Here is a 16699-nt window from a genome sequence, read left to right as displayed (position 1 = left end):
AACATTTATAAACATACACATCATTTGCTTTTTTAGTGAAATGAAAACTTTTTCTACCTTTAAGATAATCATTTAACTAAATTATACGGCGCGAAACTTGTGGAGAATAGCTAATTTACATGGCAGGGCGAGGGGCCTGAAATGGAAACGCTTTTCCCCTTGACAAGAGATCAAGAAGCTAATATACTATCAGCACCGGTATAAAGAGCATACCAGTAAACCGAAACAAATACAATAGAAGAAGGAGAAGGTTATGAAACAAATTAGAAAGATCTTGACAGCGGGGTTAATTTTTTCAATGTTACTGTTAGTAGCTTGCCAAGGTAATGGAGGAAAACCTGGGGAAAAAGAAGTTTCTTCACCCAAAAAAGAAAACGATTCGATAACCTTAAGAGTGGCAAGTGTTGTTTCACAATCAGCCAAGGATGCTGCAGAAATCTTTACTAAAGAAGTGGCAGAAAAAACAGATGGACGAATCCAAGTAAAATTTTTCCATGACAATCAATTAGGTGATGATAAAGCTGTTGTCGAGAGTACTCAAATGGGGGATATCGATATGGCCATTTCACCGATTACGCCTCTTGCTTCTTTCTTCGATGATTTCTTTTTGTTTGATGCCCCATTTATTTTCAGCGACTATCAGGAAGTTTATGATGTCTTAGATGGTGAAGTTGGGCAAGGAATGATGAGGGATCTAGAACAATTCAAACTAAAAGTCTTAGGTTTTGGTGAAAATGGATTTAGATACCTGACAAATAATAAGCTTCCTGTTAAAAGCCCTGATGATTTAAAGGGACTCAAAATTCGTGTTATGGAAAATGAAATTCAGTTAAAAACATGGGAAGCATTAGGAGCAAACCCTACACCGATGTCTTTTAATGAACTATATACTGCGTTACAGCAAAACACTGTAGATGGCGAGGAAAATTCATTAGGGATAATCGATAGTAGCCAATTTATGACTGTTCAGAAATATCTGACCCTAGATAAGCATACCTATGTTCCCTTTGTATTTTGTATGAATTTAGATAAGTTCAATGAATTAAGCAAAGAAGATCAAGCAGTCCTGCTTGAGGCAGGGAAGACCTGGGTGAAAAATCAAAGAGAGTTTTCACAGAAGTATGACCACAGCATCTTGGAAAAGTATCAGAAGGATGACCAACTTGAGGTGATCGATATTAGTTCAGACGAACAGGCTGTTTGGAAAAAGAAAATCGAGGACGCTGGGATTTATAAATTAATCCGTGAAAAGTTATCGCATCCTGAGTACCTGGATACTATTTTAAAATAGGGAGATGATATGCGTGTACTTAAAACAGGCATAGTTGGCTGCGGGAAGGTTGCGCGGACACATGCCCAGATTTACAAAGAAATTTCCAAATCCAATTTTACAGCAGTATGTGATGTTGATTTTAAACGCGCAGAAGCTTTTGGAAAAGAATTTAATGTTCATGCCTATCCAACCGTAGAAAGTATGGTTGAAGGTGAAAAATTAGACCTGGTCAGCATCTGCACTCCACACCCCTTTCATGCAGAGGGGTGCGAAGCTGCAGCTAACGCAGGAGCTAATGTTATCGTTGAGAAGCCCTTTTCAGTGAGTATAGAACACGCAAGACGGATGGTGAATGCTGGTAAGAAGAATAATGTCTTGGTGAGTACACTTTTTCAGAGACGTTTGTATGAAGCATCTCAACGAGTAAAGCAAGCCATTATCGATGGTAAGATAGGCAAACCCATCTTAGGAAATGTAACAATGCTGGGATGGAGAGATCAAGCATATTATGAATCCGATCCCTGGAGAGGAACATGGAAGGGAGAGGGCGGAGGGGTGCTCCCCACGCAGGCCTGCCACCAGCTAGACCTATTGCTTTGGTTTATGAATTCAGAAATAGATACGGTATATGGAATATGGAGAAACTTCAATCACCCCTATATAGAGGTTGAAGATACAGCAGTAGCTATCATTGAATTTAAGAATGGAGCTCTTGGTACAATTACTGCCAGCAATGCTCAAAACCCTGCACTTTATGGAAAAGTTCGAGTCCATGGGGACAATGGTGCTTCCGTAGGAGTCCAAACCGATGGTGGAGCTATGTTTATTGCTGGTGTCACACCAATAACAGATGCTCCATACAATGATGTTTGGACTATTCCTAATGAAACTGAAAAAGTTGACCTGTGGAAAGCGGAAGATAAGAAAGCCTTTTTCAGTGACAATCCAGAGGTTCACTACCATAAACTCCAAATTGAAAATTATATCGACTCTATCCTTGAAGGTAAGCCACCTCTGGTTCTGGCAGAGGAAGGGTTTCAGACAGTTGCTTTAATGGAAGCAATTTATGAAAGCACCAAGTTAGGAAAGCCCATCCATTTTTCAGAATGGTTAAAAGGAGCTAACCATGAAAAGAATTTTTAAGTGGATAGATGAATACTTAGAAGTAGCTCTTGGTATTGCCATACTTTCAGTAATGACGATAGTTATCTTCATCCAAGTACTTGCAAGATACGTTTTTCAAAACTCCCTATCTTGGTCTGAGGAGCTTGCCCGATATCTTTTTATTTGGGCTATTTATCTTGGAATTAGCTATGGTTGTAAGATGAGCACTCATATCAAACTGGATATTATGACAAAAATACTTCCAAAGAAATATCATAAGATATTTGATATTATCGGAAATATTGTCTTTGCCATCTTTGCCATTTACATAGCATTCACTGGATGGGAGCTGGTCACGAAGCAGGGCTTATTAAACCGCACATCTCCCGCATTGGGTCTCCCCATGCAGGTAGTTTATGCGGCACCTGTCGTTGGGATGGCCTTATCAGCCATTCGCATAATACAAAACTTATTTAACTGCTTTAAAGATGGAAAACTTGAAAAGGAAATGGAGGCTAAGAGATGATCACACTATTGCTCTTTGGAGGCTTGGTTATCTTTTTGCTACTCAATGTTCCAATTGGCATCTCTATTGGCTGTGCCTCCTTCTTAGCAGTGCTTGCATCAGATACTCTTGGACATACTTTTATAGCGGCATCTCTTGTTACGGCATCTGATTCTTTTCCACTAATGGCAATTCCTCTCTTTATAATTGCAGGGGAGCTAATGGGAGCAGGTGGCGTTTCTAAGCGCCTTCTCAATGTTTTTAATGCATTCTTTGGAAGAATAACAGGCGGGTTGGCAATCGTTACGATCGTTGTTTGCATGTTTTTTGCAGCAGTTTCTGGATCTGGTCCTGCCACAGTTGCCGCCGTTGGAACTATGGTAGTTCCCACCATGCTGGAAAAAGGATACTCCAAGCCATTTACTCTAGGATTAATAGCAGCAGCAGGTAGCATTGGGGTTATTATTCCTCCTTCTATTCCAATGGTTGTATATGGTGTTTCCACAAACACATCAATCTCAGGGCTTTTTATGGGAGGATTTGGTCCTGGCCTTCTCATTGGGTTCTCCCTTATTATTTACTGTTATTTTTATGCAAAAAAGAGAGGTTGGAAGGATGATAGAGATCCCATTCCATTTAAGGAAAAACTTGGTATCATCTGGGAAGCAAAATGGGCGCTTATCAATCCAATCATTATCTTGGGAGGGATTTATCGCGGCATCTTCACACCAACAGAAGCGGCGGCGGTTGCTGCTGTTTATGCCTTCCTTTGTGGAGCGCTAATTTACCGGGAATTTACGCCAAAAGAGCTTTTTTTCACTATGACGCGGGCTTTCTCAACAAATGGAACAACCATGGTCATTATCGGATGTGCCACGGCATTTGCAAAGATTTTGACAATAGAACAGGTTCCTGTCATTATCTCCAATGCAATATTAGGTATTTCGGATAACGCGATTATCATTCTCCTAATTATTAATATAATTTTACTTATTGTTGGTTGTGTAATGGATACAACCCCGGCGATTATGGTTCTTGCGCCTATTTTACTTCCTATCGCCCAAGTATATGGAATCAATCCCATTCACTTCGGCCTAATTATGGTTGTTAATTTAGCGATCGGATTCTGTACTCCACCATTAGGCATCAACTTATTTGTTTCAGCAAGAGTAGGTCAAACCACACTAGATAAAGTAGTATCAGGGGTAATAGCTTTTGTTCTAATCATGATCATTGATCTGATGTTAATAACATTTATTCCTGCCATTTCAATGGCAATTCCAAGTGCATTTGGTCAAATGGGGCGTTAGGAGGCATTGAGTCTATGAAAATCGGATTTAATCAGGCAACGTCGCTAAAGTGCTCTACACTAGAGAAGGATTTGAAGCTATGTGACAAGATGGGCTTTGATTTTATTGAGATAAGATTTGATCAGTTAAAAGCCTATATGGAAACCAATTCTCTAGAGACCTTATCAAAGAGCTTTTCTTGTATGCATATAAAACCACATGCGATGAATGCAGTTTACTTAAAGCCCTTCATATATTCTAATCAATGTGATCCGGTCCTACAGGAAGCCTTTGATATGGAATTTCTTAATGCCTGTGACCTGGCACGTCAGGTAGGTTCAAAATGTATTGTTATTGTTCCTCCGTTTGTGGAACCGGCGTATGAAGGAACAAGGGATGAGGCGACGGAAACCTGTGTTAGAGCATTAAAAAAAATGTCAGATGTTGCAGGATCCTTCAAAATCAACCTAGCTTTTGAGCTAGTAGGTTTGAGAAAAAGCATGGTCCGTACCATTAAACATGCGGTAGAAATCGTCGAGAAGGTTGATAGACCTAATGTGGGCTATACATTTGATGCATTTAACATTTACTGTGCCAACAAATCAAATGATTTTTCAGACCTTCAACTCGCTCAGAAGGATAAAATTTTTGTTGTACATGTGAATAATGCTGATGGATATGGCCTGGATTATAAAGATCAAAGTCACCGAAGATTATGCGATAAAGGCGTGGTTGATTTAACGGGATTTCTTTATCAACTAAATCGCTTAGGTTATCAGGGAATGATTTCCATTGAAACCTTCCGCGATGAATATGGCCAGTGGAAACCAGATTTACTAGTTCAAAAGGCATATAACACAACGAAAGATTTAATCAAAGACCAATGAATTATATAATGAGACATTTTTGATTTATAGAATCTCGAAAAAGATTTGTTTAAATCAAGTTCATTATGATCACCTTACGGTCAAAACCTCCAACTGACCGCATGGTTTCCCATCTCCAGTGCAATTAGGCGATTATCCAAAGGACGGTATTTTGGATAATCATCTAATTGCACTGGAGAAATTTTATGTTTATATTGGACAATTTGATCGATGTCTTTATAATATATTTAATGTTTAAAGAAAATGGTTTCTGATTCCCTTAAATACTAAGATACATTGATTAGTATTTTAACGATAAAGGTGGTCTTATGTTTCCCAAAATACTGAAAAAATCCGTTGTTGATCTCATTTTAGAAAGCTTTTTAAAGATGGTGCATGATGGTATCTTCTTGCCTGGAGAGAGATTACCCTCTGAAAGAGATTTAGCAGAAAAATTGAATGTTAGCCGCACATCAATTCGTGAAGCCTTAAAAGCATTATCCTTTGTAGATGTGGTAACTATTTTGCCAGGAAATGGAACTTTTTTAACAGATGATACGGAGTTAATTGAAAAAATTAGAGCTAAATATAGTTCGTCCATCACATCAAAAGGTATAACCTATCGGCAAGCCTATGAAGTTCGACGGATTGTTGAAGCAGAAATGTGCGCCTTATCTGCTCAACGAGCAAATCATGAAGATATTTTTGCTATAAAAATGAATGTTGATGAAATGGAAAAAGCCTTGCAGAAAAACGATATGACTCGCTTTCATAGCATAGATATGGAATTTCATTTGATCATCGGGAAATCAACACATAATCCGCTTTTGGCAGATATTTCTAGCTATTACCTGGATAAATTAACTGAAAATATGCCAACATTAGAGCAGGCAAAGCTGGTACTTGCCCAACATAAAGCTATTTATTTGGCTATTAAATCAAAGGATATTCAAGGTGCCCGAGAATATGCCGAGGAACATCTAAAGCAAGTGCGCAAGGATCTTGATTTAAGCAGCTTACTTATTACTCAAAAAGATGAAAAATAAAAGAGGGATAATATAACAGAACTGTGATTCTGGTCGAAAATTCCAGTGAAAATGAGGGTCATGCAAGGGCTGAAGCATTTATTGGAGAGTGGCTGCATTATGCTTGAGCTTTGTGAATTAAATGTCCCGGAAGACCTGTCTGGTCGAACATTAGAAGTAATGGATCAATCCATTAGAAACTTCAAGCTTGGCAATGTATCCGAACCTGTAGATCTTTCATAAATCAAAACTGCCTCCCTTGGAATAATTACTTTATCTTTCTTCTATTCAGCAGATTTGCTTTAGTAGAAAGGCTTTGTGTACATTTGTAAATGATGTGAGGCCAAAAACAGGAGAGAGAATTTCCTGTATGCCACCCTATTGCTGGCGGGTTAACCCGCCAGCAATAGGGTGCGTTTTTCCATGGGCGTTAACCACCCCAAGGTTTGCATAGGCAACCGATTCGACTTATATAAATAGCGCTTCATTTGCACCAGCAAATCCTCGTAGCTGTAGAAAGACAAACGCGCGTAGAAGCGCTCATTGTCATTGCGGTGACTCCGTTCTACTTTGCCATTATGTCTCGGCGTTCTTGGGCGTATAAGCTGGTGTACAATCCCTTGTTTTTGGCAGTACAGATCGAATGGATGCGTTCGACGTGTCTCACGGAAATGGGTAAATTCAAAGCCATTATCCGTCTGTATGATTTTTGGTTGATAGCCAAAATGCTTGATAGCCATTTTGATAAATTCCACACTGGAGTAGGAAGATTGCTCGCGGAAGGCGTAGATAAATCGCTCCCTACTGGCTTCGTCAATGACCGTGTACGGATAGAACTTGTCGGGCATTCTCCCTACATAGCAGGCTTTGGGAACGTATTTCACATCAAGCTGCCATTTTATGCCCAGCTTTTTCGGTGTATCGTAAGGTTTCGGTACATAGACTTTCTTCTTTGTTGTTTTTTCCTTATAGAAGCTCTGTTTTCGAAGGAAGCGAAAAAGGGAGCAGGGATGACGTTGATAGCCACGTTGAAACTTGAGTTTCGCGTACAGTTCAATGAGGGAGATGGTTGGATTTCGCCGGATGAAATTTTTTATCCAAGTCTTTTCCTGTGGTGTATGGGCATTCGGATGCGGCGTTTTTGGACGATGTGAGCGGTCTCTTAGGGAATCGATTGTTCCGTCAAAACGACGATTCCAGCGCATTAGAGAAGCCTTTGAGATCTTATAGCGGCGAACAACAAATTTCACTGACCATCCCAAGCGATACGTTTTAACGGCATGAAATCTTGTTTCCAAAGTATGTGGCAGATACCGCTGCGTTTTTGCTATACTGGTTGACATAGAGAGAATCCTTTCTTTGTTTGGTGGACACTTTCATTGTACAGGAATTCTCTCTATATTTTTTTCTCTTGGTCTCACATCAATTGTATCTCTACAGTGTAGTATGCCGTAAAATATTTTCAGACTTTGAAAAGGGCTTTAAAAATGTTACTATATCTATAGAAAAACTTCATAAACTTATAGATGAGAGGTAATTACATGAAAGTTAGATATAACGGATTGTGGAAAATTTTAATAGATAAAAATATGAATAAAAAAGAACTAACGGAAGTTTGCGAACTATCTCCTGCAACAGTATCTAAAATGGGTAGGGGAGAGTTTGTAAGTATGGATGTTTTGTATCGTATAGGAACAAAACTTGATGCAGATTTTGGAGAGATGGTTTCGATTGTCAGAGAAGCTAAAGCAGAGTGATAAACTTGAGGTCACAAATTGTGACCTCAAGTTAGATAATAATTAACCGGCAACAAATTGTGACTTGTTTAAGAAATGATAGGATGTATTTATGGTAGAAGATAACAATCTCGTCATAGTTGATAATATAGAAATACAGAATATGATTTATTCTGTTAGAGGAAAGCAGGTGATGCTTGACAGTGATCTTGCACAACTTTATCACGTAGAGACGAAAGTTTTTAATCAAGCAGTAAAAAGAAATATAAATAGATTTCCTGAACATTTTAGGTTTCAATTAACAGAATCAGAATTTAAAAACTTGAGGTCACAAATTGTGACCTCAAGAGAAAACGACAGTACGCACGGTGGTAGACGTTATATGCCATATGTTTTTACTGAACAAGGAATAGCTATGCTTTCAGCGGTGCTTAAAAGCGACATTGCAGTAGATGTTAGTATTAAAATTATGGATGTATTTGTTAAAATGCGTAATTTCTTACTTTCAAATAGAGAAATGTTTGCTCGTCTTGATCGGGTGGAGCTTAAACAATTAGAAACAGATAAAAAATTGGAAGAAGTGTTTAACTACATCGCAACAAACACAGAAGTACAACAAAATATTTTCTTTGATGGTCAAATCTATGATGCTTTTAGCTTTATTGTTGAGCTTATTGGTAAAGCTAAAAAAGAGATAGTTTTGATTGATAACTATGTTGATATTAATACACTTAATATTTTATGCAAGAAAAATAAAGGTGTAGACATCATTATTGCAACTGCAGGTAAAGGAAATTTATCAATAAAAGATATAAATAAATTCAATGCTCAATATCCGAAATTGTCAGTAAAAACTACTACTGATTTTCATGAAAGATTTTTGATTATAGACAAAACTGAAGTCTATCATATTGGAGCATCAATTAAGGATGCAGGAAAAAAGAGTTTTGGAATTACTAAGATAGAAGATAAAGATTTGATTCAAAGTCTTATAAATAAGGTGAGGTAAGAAAATGACAAATTTAAAATTAAGCGTGAAAAGATGCTTGATTGTAGTGTAGTAAGACATATGTGACACTTTCAACAAAAGAAAAGAGGTGCTCTGATACAATGTGTTTAACCAAAACTCGTTGCATCGAAAGGAGCCCCTCTTGCGTAAGATTATAACTTAAGAAATGAGATATCGTCAAAAAGAATGTGAATACGCATTAAAGCACGGCGTGACAAAAGCAGCACGCAGAAATGCATCCGCTTTCCAAGCTATGGATTACGCTACTATCAGATAACAGCAATTGATGAATTCAGTCGAAAGCGTGTTCTAAAAATCGTTGAGGAGAAATCGACCTATGAGACGACAAAATTTTTAGACGATTTAGAAGAAAGCATGGGATTTTCCATTCATACCATTCAGGTGGACAATGGTTGCGAATTTGTGAATGACGAGGATCGAACCAACCGGGAAAGTCGATTTGAACGGGCGGTAAAGAAGAAAGGATGGGCACTGCGAAGGACAAGACCCTATCCTCCTTGGCAAAACGGGAAAGTGGAACGAAGCCATCGAGAGGATAGACACTTCCTTTCTCCCGGTCAAGGGACGCTCCCTCTGGTCGCTCTTCGCCCTTGACAAGTCGAAAGGAAGTGCCTGTGAAAGAACCGCCGGAAAAAAGCTAACTGTGTCAGATGCATCTTAAGTGGAATGTGTAACATATGTCTTGACAGTTAAGAACACTGTGGGACGATTCAGCCATTCAAATATTTTTTCACAAGTATCTCTGTGATAAAATGCCAAGCAAGAATGCTTTATCTTAATAAAGAGAAAGCAATGGAGGAAATTATGATTGAAAAAATTATTGACGACAATGAAAATATATTGTGGCGAGGAAAACCCAATGCCTTTCTTTATATTGTAGGCAACCCAAGCATGTATTTAATTGCATTAATTTGGGGGATTTTTGACTTCTTTTTTATTTCTAATTTTTCTAGAGAATTTAGCTTTATGCATGGATTTTTTATAATTTTCTTTATAATTCATCTTTTTCCTGTTTGGTTTGCAATTTTAATGCCCATTTACAGGCTTTTAAATTACGGAACAATAGAATATGCAATTACAGACAAGAGAGTTTACATCAGTCAGGGCATTTTTGGAAGAGATGTAAATAATTATGAACACAGAGAGCTTACAAATTTAAAAGTAAATATAAATTTTATGGAAAATCTCAAGGAGCTTGGAACAATTATCCTAATTTATAATGGCGAAGGGGGAAATTCATCTTACAACTTTAAGGCTGACGCAAATAAATTTATTTCCATAGAAGATCCCTACGATGTTTATAAACTTCTTAAAAAAGTATCTCTCGATGTTGCAACAGACCAAGCCTTCCCCAATGCCTATAGACCAAAAGAGAATGAAGGCTATAATACAAGCTATAAAAGATAACTTAAAAGGGAACAAAAAGGTCACTGAGAAAATTTTTATGTCAGAATTTTCACTGGTGATTTTTGATTAATTACTGGAATTTATGTAATGTTCTATTTTAATAGAGCCTTCTTTGTGTCATTTTTTAATAAATAAGAATAAATAATAGGTTACAAGAAGACAGTGTCAAATAATTTACAAAACGATACGCTTTAATTAAGAGCGGGTGTATGGTTTCTCTTTTCTTGTACTTTTATAAATTTCCAGACATAATGGAAGCAAAGCATAACACCGTTAAGCCTAAAAGCGTGATTGACAAGGGAGGATTGAATGAAACGAATTCCAGGAGACAAGGTGATTTATGAATTTACTGAAAACTTGATGCCAGTGGAAACGGTTAAAAGTGGAGAGACGGTCATTTTTGAGGCGAACGATTGTTTCTACCAACAACTTAGAAAAGAAGGCGCGACCATCGAGGATCTTAACATGGCTCATTTGAATCCTGCCACCGGCCCTGTGGAAATAGAAGGAGCTGAGGTCGGCGATCTTTTGGCCGTGACCATTGAGAAGATCGATCTCTCTGATTTTGGAACCGCGCTTTGCGAGCCCGGTCATGGCGTACTTGGTTCTTTGAATTTTAATAGAGCGCAAAGAGATATTCCCATCAAAGGTGGATATGCGATTTTTTCGGATGAGATAAAAATCCCTCTCAATCCCATGGTTGGGGTTCTTGGCGTAGCGTCCAAAGCCGGCAACGGATCTTGGCAAAATGCCATTCCTTGGAAACATGGCGGAAACATGGACACCACAGCGATTAAAGAAGGATCGACACTGTATCTTCCTGTTGGCCAAGAGGGGGCGATGTTTGCTCTTGGTGACTGCCACGCATGCATGGGCGATGGAGAGATGTCCTTTGCAGCATTGGAAATCAAAGCGGATGTAACGGTACGTTTTGAACTGATTAAGAACAAAGGCAACAATGTGGAATGGCCTTTCCTCGTTCATGATGGCAAGATTTCTTTCCTTGCATCCGCAGAGACCGGCGATGAAGCATCTTTTAAGGCGGCGAAAGTGGCTATTCAACATATTGCCAAGGCGTTAGATATCTCTTTTGAAGAAGCGTATATGATCGGCTCTATGGCGGTCGATCTCGAAGTTTCTCAACTGGTGAACCCCATGAAGACCTTTCGTGCGACGATTTCAAAAGAGATCTTGAGTTTAGAAAAATTGCTCCACTCTCTATAATTAGAAAATTTGCAAATTGCAACAGCAAAAACCGTAGCTTGCGCTACGGTTTTTTGTAAAATTTTCCGTTTAATAGAAATATTGCTTGCTAATCAATATAATAAATCTACGCAACAGGAAACAGATTCAGTCAAACAAGAGGAGACAAAGGCGATGAAAGTGTGCCAGTCCTGTGGGACAGAGAATGAAAACTCTGCAACGGTTTGTACATCGTGTGGAGCTAATGAATTTCAATACAAATGCGAGAATTGCGGAACCATATTTGGTAAGGGAAAGTATTGCCCACAGTGTGGCGTAAAAGTCGGTGCAAAACCAAAAAAATGTCCGCGATGCGGCACCAACTACTACTCTTCCGCCTGCCCGGATTGCGGCTACACGGCTGTTTTCGATAAAGCTGCCGTGGCTAAGGATGGCACAACGGCAAAATCGACAAAGAAGAAAAAGATTTGGCCGTGGGTTTTAGGATGGCTTCTGTTTTTCCCTGTGCCTCTCACAATTTTAATGGTCAGAAATAAGAAGTTGAACAAGAAGGTCAAAATAGGCGTTATTGTAGCAGCCTGGGGGCTTTATTTTGCTATTGCTGCTTTCGGAAAATCATCTGATCGTGCGGACAATTTCAAAAGTTCGATGATCTCAACAACCGATTCTATGAAACCGTACTCCACCGATTCTATGAAATCGGACTCTAGCCATGTGGTTGTCTCGGAACCCATCAAAGTGGAAGCAGTGAATTTAACGGCTGCAAAAAGCGAACTGGCCATAGGTGAAACATTGCAGATTAATGCATCCATTTCTCCGGCAGATGCCGAAGACCAGAAATTGACTTGGACATCGAGCGATAACCACGTTGCTGCTGTTGATGAAGAGGGCAATGTTACTGCCATGAGCGGTGGAGAATGTACCATTACCGCTACCGCGACCGGCGGAGCTTCTTCAACGGTTGAGGTGAGCGTTGACGGGACAAAAGCGTTGATGCATTTGTACGTTCAACATAGGCAAGAAAATGATGTTCACATTGGCAATGAGTGGAGCAATTATTTTGAGCTCAATGGAGAACCTGCAAAAAACGAAGTGGCTTTGATCGTTGGGGATAGCCTTTCCTTATACGCTCAACTCACGGAAGATGATAAACAACCGGATGTGGGTGAGGCTTCTCTGACCCATGTAGTAACGGAAGAGGATGTCGCAAACGGTTTTGAAGAAAAGCTGGATGTATATGTAACGGAAAATGGTGGTAAAAACAGGGGAAAGACCGCTCATTTTATTGTCACCTATACATTCGAGCCTCTCAAAAAATAGGAAAGGCGCCCTCATGGACCCCTCTACTAAGCCACAACAGAGATGACCTATTCGGAATCACCGGGTGGAATATGTCTTCTACGAGGATCGCTTGACAGCAAAGACGGAAGCAGGAAATTCGGAAGTGCCCTATGACAAGCTGTATCAAGTGATGGAAACAAATACGAATTTTTATCTTTTGGTCGGTGCAAACCAAAGTTTTGCGGTCAAAAAGGCCGACTGTACGAAGGAATTATTGGCGCGGCTTCAAAGACTTCATCAGGCGAGAGGTGCGGAAAGGGATAACTTTCACGCGCATAAGCGGGAAAGCGAGAGAAAAAGAAAAGTTTCGTACACAGCATTAGCGACACTATAGAGATTTTATGGATTATCACTGAGAAAGGAGGCCATTAGATGAGAGACTATATTGAAACTCCGAAGATGAGCGAGATTTTGTGGGAGGAGTTTATGGCTCCGCTGGAGCTATCAGCTTATAGATTGGCACAGGACATTAACGTTCCTGTGTCTCGCATTCAGGACATACTTCACGACAGACGCAAAGTGTCTGCGGATACATCTGTGCGCCTGGGGAAATATTTCGGTGTATCGCCTAGGTACTTTCTAAATCTTCAGGGAGATATTGATGTGCGTAACATTGAGCACACGATGAAGGAAGAACTGGAACAAATCAAAACGACGCATTATGCATAATTTTTAGAAGTATGGCTTTATAAAGCATCTCAGAGACGCTCTAAAAGCGAAAGAAAAACCTGCGCGATACACAAGATAGGAGTGTATTACGCAGGTTTTTGAATAGTGAACGTAGGAGCATGGGTGATGCTCTGCATGAAACAGATGTTTGAAAACTAAAATTTCATGTAGCAAAAGAAGCCCAGCTTTTATCTTTTATGCAGCAACGCGCTTTTTTCTGGTGACCAAAAGATAGCCCATAATTGCAACTCCCATTACGACCCCGATAATATCATAGATCGTTCCACTGACAAACATGAGGATGGCACTGATGGCGATGAGGAGCCGGATTATTGGATGTAACTTCCCTTTAAACCAGCCAATTACGGCAATGGAGGTGAGAATTACACCGAATGTTGCTAGCACTACAATGTAAAGCGTGTCAATCGTCGATGTATCCACAATGAGTAATGCCGGATTAAAAACATAAACGAACGGGATGATAAAGCCGGGCATTCCCAGCATAAATGCTTGCCAACCGGTCTTGCTGGCGCTTGTATCCGCTAAACCGGCAGCGGCATAGGCCGCAACAGCAACCGGTGGCGTGATAAACGACATGATAGCAAAGTAGAATACAAATAGATTAGCAGCAAGCGTTGAAATTCCGGCAGCGACCAGTGTAGGAACGCCGACGGTAGCAGCAATAATATAAGCGGCGGTGCTGGGAAGCCCCATGCCCATGACAATGCAGGCCAGCATGACCAAGAGGAGCATGAGAATAATATTGCCGCCGGAGAGCTGAAATACGATACTTGTAAACTTGATTCCGATGCCGGTCATAGAGACGATACCAATCACAATTCCCGCACAAGCACAGGCGATCGTTACCGAAACGGTGGTTTTAGAGGCTTTGACAAGGGCTTCGAACACTTCGCGGAAGGGAAGACGTCGATTCCTAAACCACTCTTTTCCAAAGCCGATGACAAGCAGCACGCCAATGCTGAACAGAGCGGAATAGTTAGCGGAGAGGTTAAATCCAAGTAAAGCGACAATTAAGGTAATAATAGGTAATCCGTAGTACCAACCTTCTTTGAGGACCTGTTTAATCTGCGGTAAGTTTTCCGGGAGTTCTGCTTCCAGTCCGCGTTTATCCGCTTCCAGATAGACCGATATACCAAGACTTAAATAGTAGAGGATACCGGGTACGATAGCAGCAATGATGATGGTTGAATAGGGAATACCTGTTAAATCGGCCATAACAAAAGCCGCTGCTCCCATAACGGGAGGAAGGATCTGTCCTCCGGTTGAAGCGACCGCTTCTACAGCACCCGCAAATTCAGGCCGGTATCCCACTTTTTTCATTAAAGGAATCGTAAAGGTTCCGGTGGTAACAACATTGGCTACGGCGCTGCCATTGATAGAACCCATCAGTGCGCTGGACACTACGGCTGCTTCGGCCGGGCCTCCTTTCATGCGACCGGTAAGCGCATAAGCGATATCAATAAAGAACTGGCCGGCACCGAATTTATCTAACAGTTCGCCAAATATAATGTATAGCGCAACAAAAGAAACGCAGGCACTAACGCAAGTTCCAAAAATGGATTCGCTTGTCCAAGAAACATAATTTGTAATATAGGGAATCGTGTAGCCTCGGTGAGAGATAATATCCGGCATGTATGGTCCGGCAATAGCATATAGTAGAAAAATAGCGCTAAGAATGGAAAGGGCCCAACCCACTGTTCGCCAAGCCAAATACATGACACAAATAATTAAAAGAACTCCAAAGAGAATCTCTATATCCGAAGCGCCTCGAATGCTTCGCTTTAACATCACATCCAGGTTTGTGCGCAGGAGAAAATAGCATCCGGAGACTATCGATAATAGGGAACAGACGCCGTAGATTGTGGCAGAGAATTTCTTTTCCGCTTTTGTAGAGGCAGAGCATTTCATAAGGAAGAAAATAAGAATCATTACAAAAACGTGAAATACTCGTTGTTGAATAATGCTTATAGAGGTATTCCAGGAAATAAAAATATGAAAGATCGCCGCTGCAAGGCACACGATAGCAAGGATCACGTCCAGTATATTCTTTTTTTTTGAACTTTGTTTTTCGTTCATCGTATTACCTCAGTTCATGTGAAAAAGGGCCGGGGGTATACCCCGGCCCTTCCGGTTGTTTTTTAGCCCTTTAAACCATCCGGTATCGTCACTCCTTTTTCTTCAAAGTAACGAATAACACCGGGATGCAGTGGAATATCGATATTCTTCAGAATGGAGTCCCAGACAGCTTGTTTTTCTACGCTCTTGGCGCTGGATGCCCATTCATCACGATTTTCCCAGATGGCTTTGGTGATTTCATAAACATCGTCATCCGTCAGACCACTGTTGAGAGAGGTGCACATAATGACACTGTTCTGTGGAATGATTACGTCCTTGTCATTGTTAGGATACGTCCCCGCAGGTACGGTGCAACGAGCATAGGCGGGATAGGTTTTATAGAATTCATCGTTGTCAACGGGCAACAGTATTGCATCACAGGAAGTGGTGAGTTCCGTAAGCGCAGCCGAGTTCAGAGGATGCGTGGCGATCATAGCGTCAATTTTATGATCTTTGAGAGCAGCTGCGCCATCGGACTCACCCATAAATTGTGCCTTGATCGTGTTGTAATCCAGGCCGTAGACACCAAGAAGTAATCGACCGGCCATTTCCCCGCCGCTACCTGCGGCGCCCATGCTGACAGTTTTACCCTTCAGATCCGCAATGGATTTGATACCGCTGTCTTTCAACGTGAAGACTTGTAGATAGTTATTGATGGTAGAGAACATCGCCCGAATATCCGTATAGGCGCTACCTTCATAGTCGCTCACGCCGTGGTAGGCATAGGAGCAAATTTCGCTCATAGAGATGCCCATAGCCATTTTGCCTTCATGGAGATTTCGCAAGTTTTCGATGGAGGCTGCGGTGGATTCACCAGTTGCCGAGATGCCGTCTACGTGTTTGGTAATCGTTTCTGCCATCGCCACACCCATGGGATACAAAGCACCGGCAGTACCGGCGGTACCGATTGTGATGCGCAGTTCTCCTGTACGCTTGGACGTAGAGCTATCCGCAGTTGAGACGCTCTCTGCACCGGAGGTGCTATCCGCAGGAGCTGGTGCTTGACCTTTGCCGCAGGCAGCCAAGCTGCAAATGATAGCGACCGCAAGCAAAATTCCGACGATCTTTTTCATGTTTTTCCTCCTTAAAAGTTTCTATCCCTTTTACAACGTGTG

Annotated in this window: 17 protein-coding genes; 14 read left to right on the top strand and 3 right to left on the bottom strand. The window is 40.7% G+C overall.

Annotation, left to right across the window (positions count from 1 at the left end; genetic code table 11):
• Positions 1 to 253 precede the first annotated feature (253 nt).
• The 6 genes from FXY30_RS07110 to FXY30_RS07085 all read left to right on the top strand — a co-directional run bounded on the left by FXY30_RS07110 (position 254) and on the right by FXY30_RS07085 (position 6083).
• Positions 254 to 1291, top strand: coding sequence for a DctP family TRAP transporter solute-binding subunit (locus FXY30_RS07110; RefSeq protein WP_071705940.1), 1038 nt, complete (start codon positions 254 to 256; stop codon positions 1289 to 1291).
• Positions 1292 to 1300: 9 nt separating this feature from the next.
• Positions 1301 to 2416 (top strand): Gfo/Idh/MocA family protein, encoded by a 1116-nt coding sequence (locus FXY30_RS07105; RefSeq protein WP_071705939.1) that lies wholly within the window; start codon positions 1301 to 1303, stop codon positions 2414 to 2416.
• Entirely contained in the window at positions 2400 to 2903 is a 504-nt protein-coding gene (locus FXY30_RS07100) for a TRAP transporter small permease (protein WP_071705938.1), read from the top strand. The genes FXY30_RS07105 and FXY30_RS07100 overlap by 17 nt, the downstream gene beginning before the upstream one ends.
• Positions 2900 to 4192 (top strand): TRAP transporter large permease, encoded by a 1293-nt coding sequence (locus tag FXY30_RS07095; RefSeq protein ID WP_071705937.1) that lies wholly within the window; start codon positions 2900 to 2902, stop codon positions 4190 to 4192. Before FXY30_RS07100 ends, FXY30_RS07095 begins: the two co-directional genes overlap by 4 nt.
• A gap of 14 nt (positions 4193 to 4206) precedes the next feature.
• Positions 4207 to 5058 (top strand): sugar phosphate isomerase/epimerase family protein, encoded by an 852-nt coding sequence (locus tag FXY30_RS07090; RefSeq protein WP_071705936.1) that lies wholly within the window; start codon positions 4207 to 4209, stop codon positions 5056 to 5058.
• Positions 5059 to 5366: 308 nt separating this feature from the next.
• Positions 5367 to 6083 (top strand): FadR/GntR family transcriptional regulator, encoded by a 717-nt coding sequence (locus FXY30_RS07085; protein WP_071705935.1) that lies wholly within the window; start codon positions 5367 to 5369, stop codon positions 6081 to 6083.
• Between the two features lie 371 nt (positions 6084 to 6454).
• Here the strand turns inward: FXY30_RS07085 and FXY30_RS07080 are convergent, their stop codons facing one another.
• On the bottom strand, positions 6455 to 7405 hold the full coding sequence (locus tag FXY30_RS07080; protein WP_071705934.1) for a DDE-type integrase/transposase/recombinase: 951 nt from the start codon (positions 7403 to 7405) through the stop codon (positions 6455 to 6457).
• Positions 7406 to 7603: 198 nt separating this feature from the next.
• Between FXY30_RS07080 and FXY30_RS07075 the strand changes: the two genes are divergently transcribed.
• From FXY30_RS07075 to FXY30_RS07040, 8 genes are all read left to right on the top strand, one after another.
• A complete protein-coding gene (locus tag FXY30_RS07075) occupies positions 7604 to 7819 on the top strand; it encodes a helix-turn-helix domain-containing protein (protein WP_071705933.1) in 216 nt (71 codons plus the stop codon).
• 91 nt (positions 7820 to 7910) lie between these two features.
• Complete coding sequence (locus FXY30_RS07070; RefSeq protein ID WP_071705932.1) at positions 7911 to 8807, top strand: ORF6N domain-containing protein; 897 nt, start codon at positions 7911 to 7913, stop codon at positions 8805 to 8807.
• A gap of 192 nt (positions 8808 to 8999) precedes the next feature.
• Entirely contained in the window at positions 9000 to 9422 is a 423-nt protein-coding gene (locus FXY30_RS07065) for a DDE-type integrase/transposase/recombinase (protein WP_083428286.1), read from the top strand.
• 210 nt (positions 9423 to 9632) lie between these two features.
• Positions 9633 to 10235, top strand: coding sequence for a PH domain-containing protein (locus FXY30_RS07060; protein ID WP_071706149.1), 603 nt, complete (start codon positions 9633 to 9635; stop codon positions 10233 to 10235).
• Between the two features lie 309 nt (positions 10236 to 10544).
• Positions 10545 to 11459 carry an acetamidase/formamidase family protein gene (locus tag FXY30_RS07055; protein ID WP_071705930.1) on the top strand — a complete coding sequence of 305 codons (915 nt, stop codon included), beginning with the start codon at positions 10545 to 10547 and terminating at the stop codon, positions 11457 to 11459.
• A gap of 9 nt (positions 11460 to 11468) precedes the next feature.
• Positions 11469 to 12758 (top strand): Ig-like domain-containing protein, encoded by a 1290-nt coding sequence (locus FXY30_RS07050; RefSeq protein ID WP_147659393.1) that lies wholly within the window; start codon positions 11469 to 11471, stop codon positions 12756 to 12758.
• Between the two features lie 64 nt (positions 12759 to 12822).
• Entirely contained in the window at positions 12823 to 13113 is a 291-nt protein-coding gene (locus FXY30_RS07045) for a YcxB family protein (RefSeq protein ID WP_071705928.1), read from the top strand.
• Between the two features lie 38 nt (positions 13114 to 13151).
• Positions 13152 to 13448, top strand: coding sequence for a HigA family addiction module antitoxin (locus FXY30_RS07040; protein WP_071705927.1), 297 nt, complete (start codon positions 13152 to 13154; stop codon positions 13446 to 13448).
• A gap of 195 nt (positions 13449 to 13643) precedes the next feature.
• On the opposite strand, the gene FXY30_RS07035 is transcribed toward FXY30_RS07040, so the two are convergent.
• Both FXY30_RS07035 and FXY30_RS07030 read right to left on the bottom strand, forming a co-directional pair.
• Positions 13644 to 15545: a TRAP transporter permease gene (locus FXY30_RS07035; protein WP_071705926.1), complete on the bottom strand. Its 1902-nt coding sequence runs from the start codon at positions 15543 to 15545 to the stop codon at positions 13644 to 13646.
• A 62-nt stretch (positions 15546 to 15607) separates the two neighbouring features.
• Positions 15608 to 16657: a TAXI family TRAP transporter solute-binding subunit gene (locus FXY30_RS07030; RefSeq protein WP_071705925.1), complete on the bottom strand. Its 1050-nt coding sequence runs from the start codon at positions 16655 to 16657 to the stop codon at positions 15608 to 15610.
• Positions 16658 to 16699 lie beyond the last annotated feature (42 nt).

This window comes from Murdochiella vaginalis, assembly GCF_902381775.1.
GTDB classification, from domain to species: domain Bacteria; phylum Bacillota; class Clostridia; order Tissierellales; family Peptoniphilaceae; genus Murdochiella; species Murdochiella vaginalis.
This window is presented reverse-complemented; position numbering and strand designations above follow the sequence as displayed.

Coding starts and splice junctions, on each gene's coding strand:
- FXY30_RS07090 (WP_071705936.1), top strand. CDS start 4,207: ATGAAAATCGGATTTAATCAGGCAACGTCGCTAAAGTGCTCTACACTA.
- FXY30_RS07100 (WP_071705938.1), top strand. CDS start 2,400: ATGAAAAGAATTTTTAAGTGGATAGATGAATACTTAGAAGTAGCTCTT.
- FXY30_RS07040 (WP_071705927.1), top strand. CDS start 13,152: ATGAGAGACTATATTGAAACTCCGAAGATGAGCGAGATTTTGTGGGAG.
- FXY30_RS07075 (WP_071705933.1), top strand. CDS start 7,604: ATGAAAGTTAGATATAACGGATTGTGGAAAATTTTAATAGATAAAAAT.
- FXY30_RS07070 (WP_071705932.1), top strand. CDS start 7,911: ATGGTAGAAGATAACAATCTCGTCATAGTTGATAATATAGAAATACAG.
- FXY30_RS07085 (WP_071705935.1), top strand. CDS start 5,367: ATGTTTCCCAAAATACTGAAAAAATCCGTTGTTGATCTCATTTTAGAA.
- FXY30_RS07035 (WP_071705926.1), bottom strand. CDS start 15,545: ATGAACGAAAAACAAAGTTCAAAAAAAAAGAATATACTGGACGTGATC.
- FXY30_RS07080 (WP_071705934.1), bottom strand. CDS start 7,405: ATGTCAACCAGTATAGCAAAAACGCAGCGGTATCTGCCACATACTTTG.
- FXY30_RS07105 (WP_071705939.1), top strand. CDS start 1,301: ATGCGTGTACTTAAAACAGGCATAGTTGGCTGCGGGAAGGTTGCGCGG.
- FXY30_RS07095 (WP_071705937.1), top strand. CDS start 2,900: ATGATCACACTATTGCTCTTTGGAGGCTTGGTTATCTTTTTGCTACTC.
- FXY30_RS07110 (WP_071705940.1), top strand. CDS start 254: ATGAAACAAATTAGAAAGATCTTGACAGCGGGGTTAATTTTTTCAATG.
- FXY30_RS07030 (WP_071705925.1), bottom strand. CDS start 16,657: ATGAAAAAGATCGTCGGAATTTTGCTTGCGGTCGCTATCATTTGCAGC.
- FXY30_RS07060 (WP_071706149.1), top strand. CDS start 9,633: ATGATTGAAAAAATTATTGACGACAATGAAAATATATTGTGGCGAGGA.
- FXY30_RS07055 (WP_071705930.1), top strand. CDS start 10,545: ATGAAACGAATTCCAGGAGACAAGGTGATTTATGAATTTACTGAAAAC.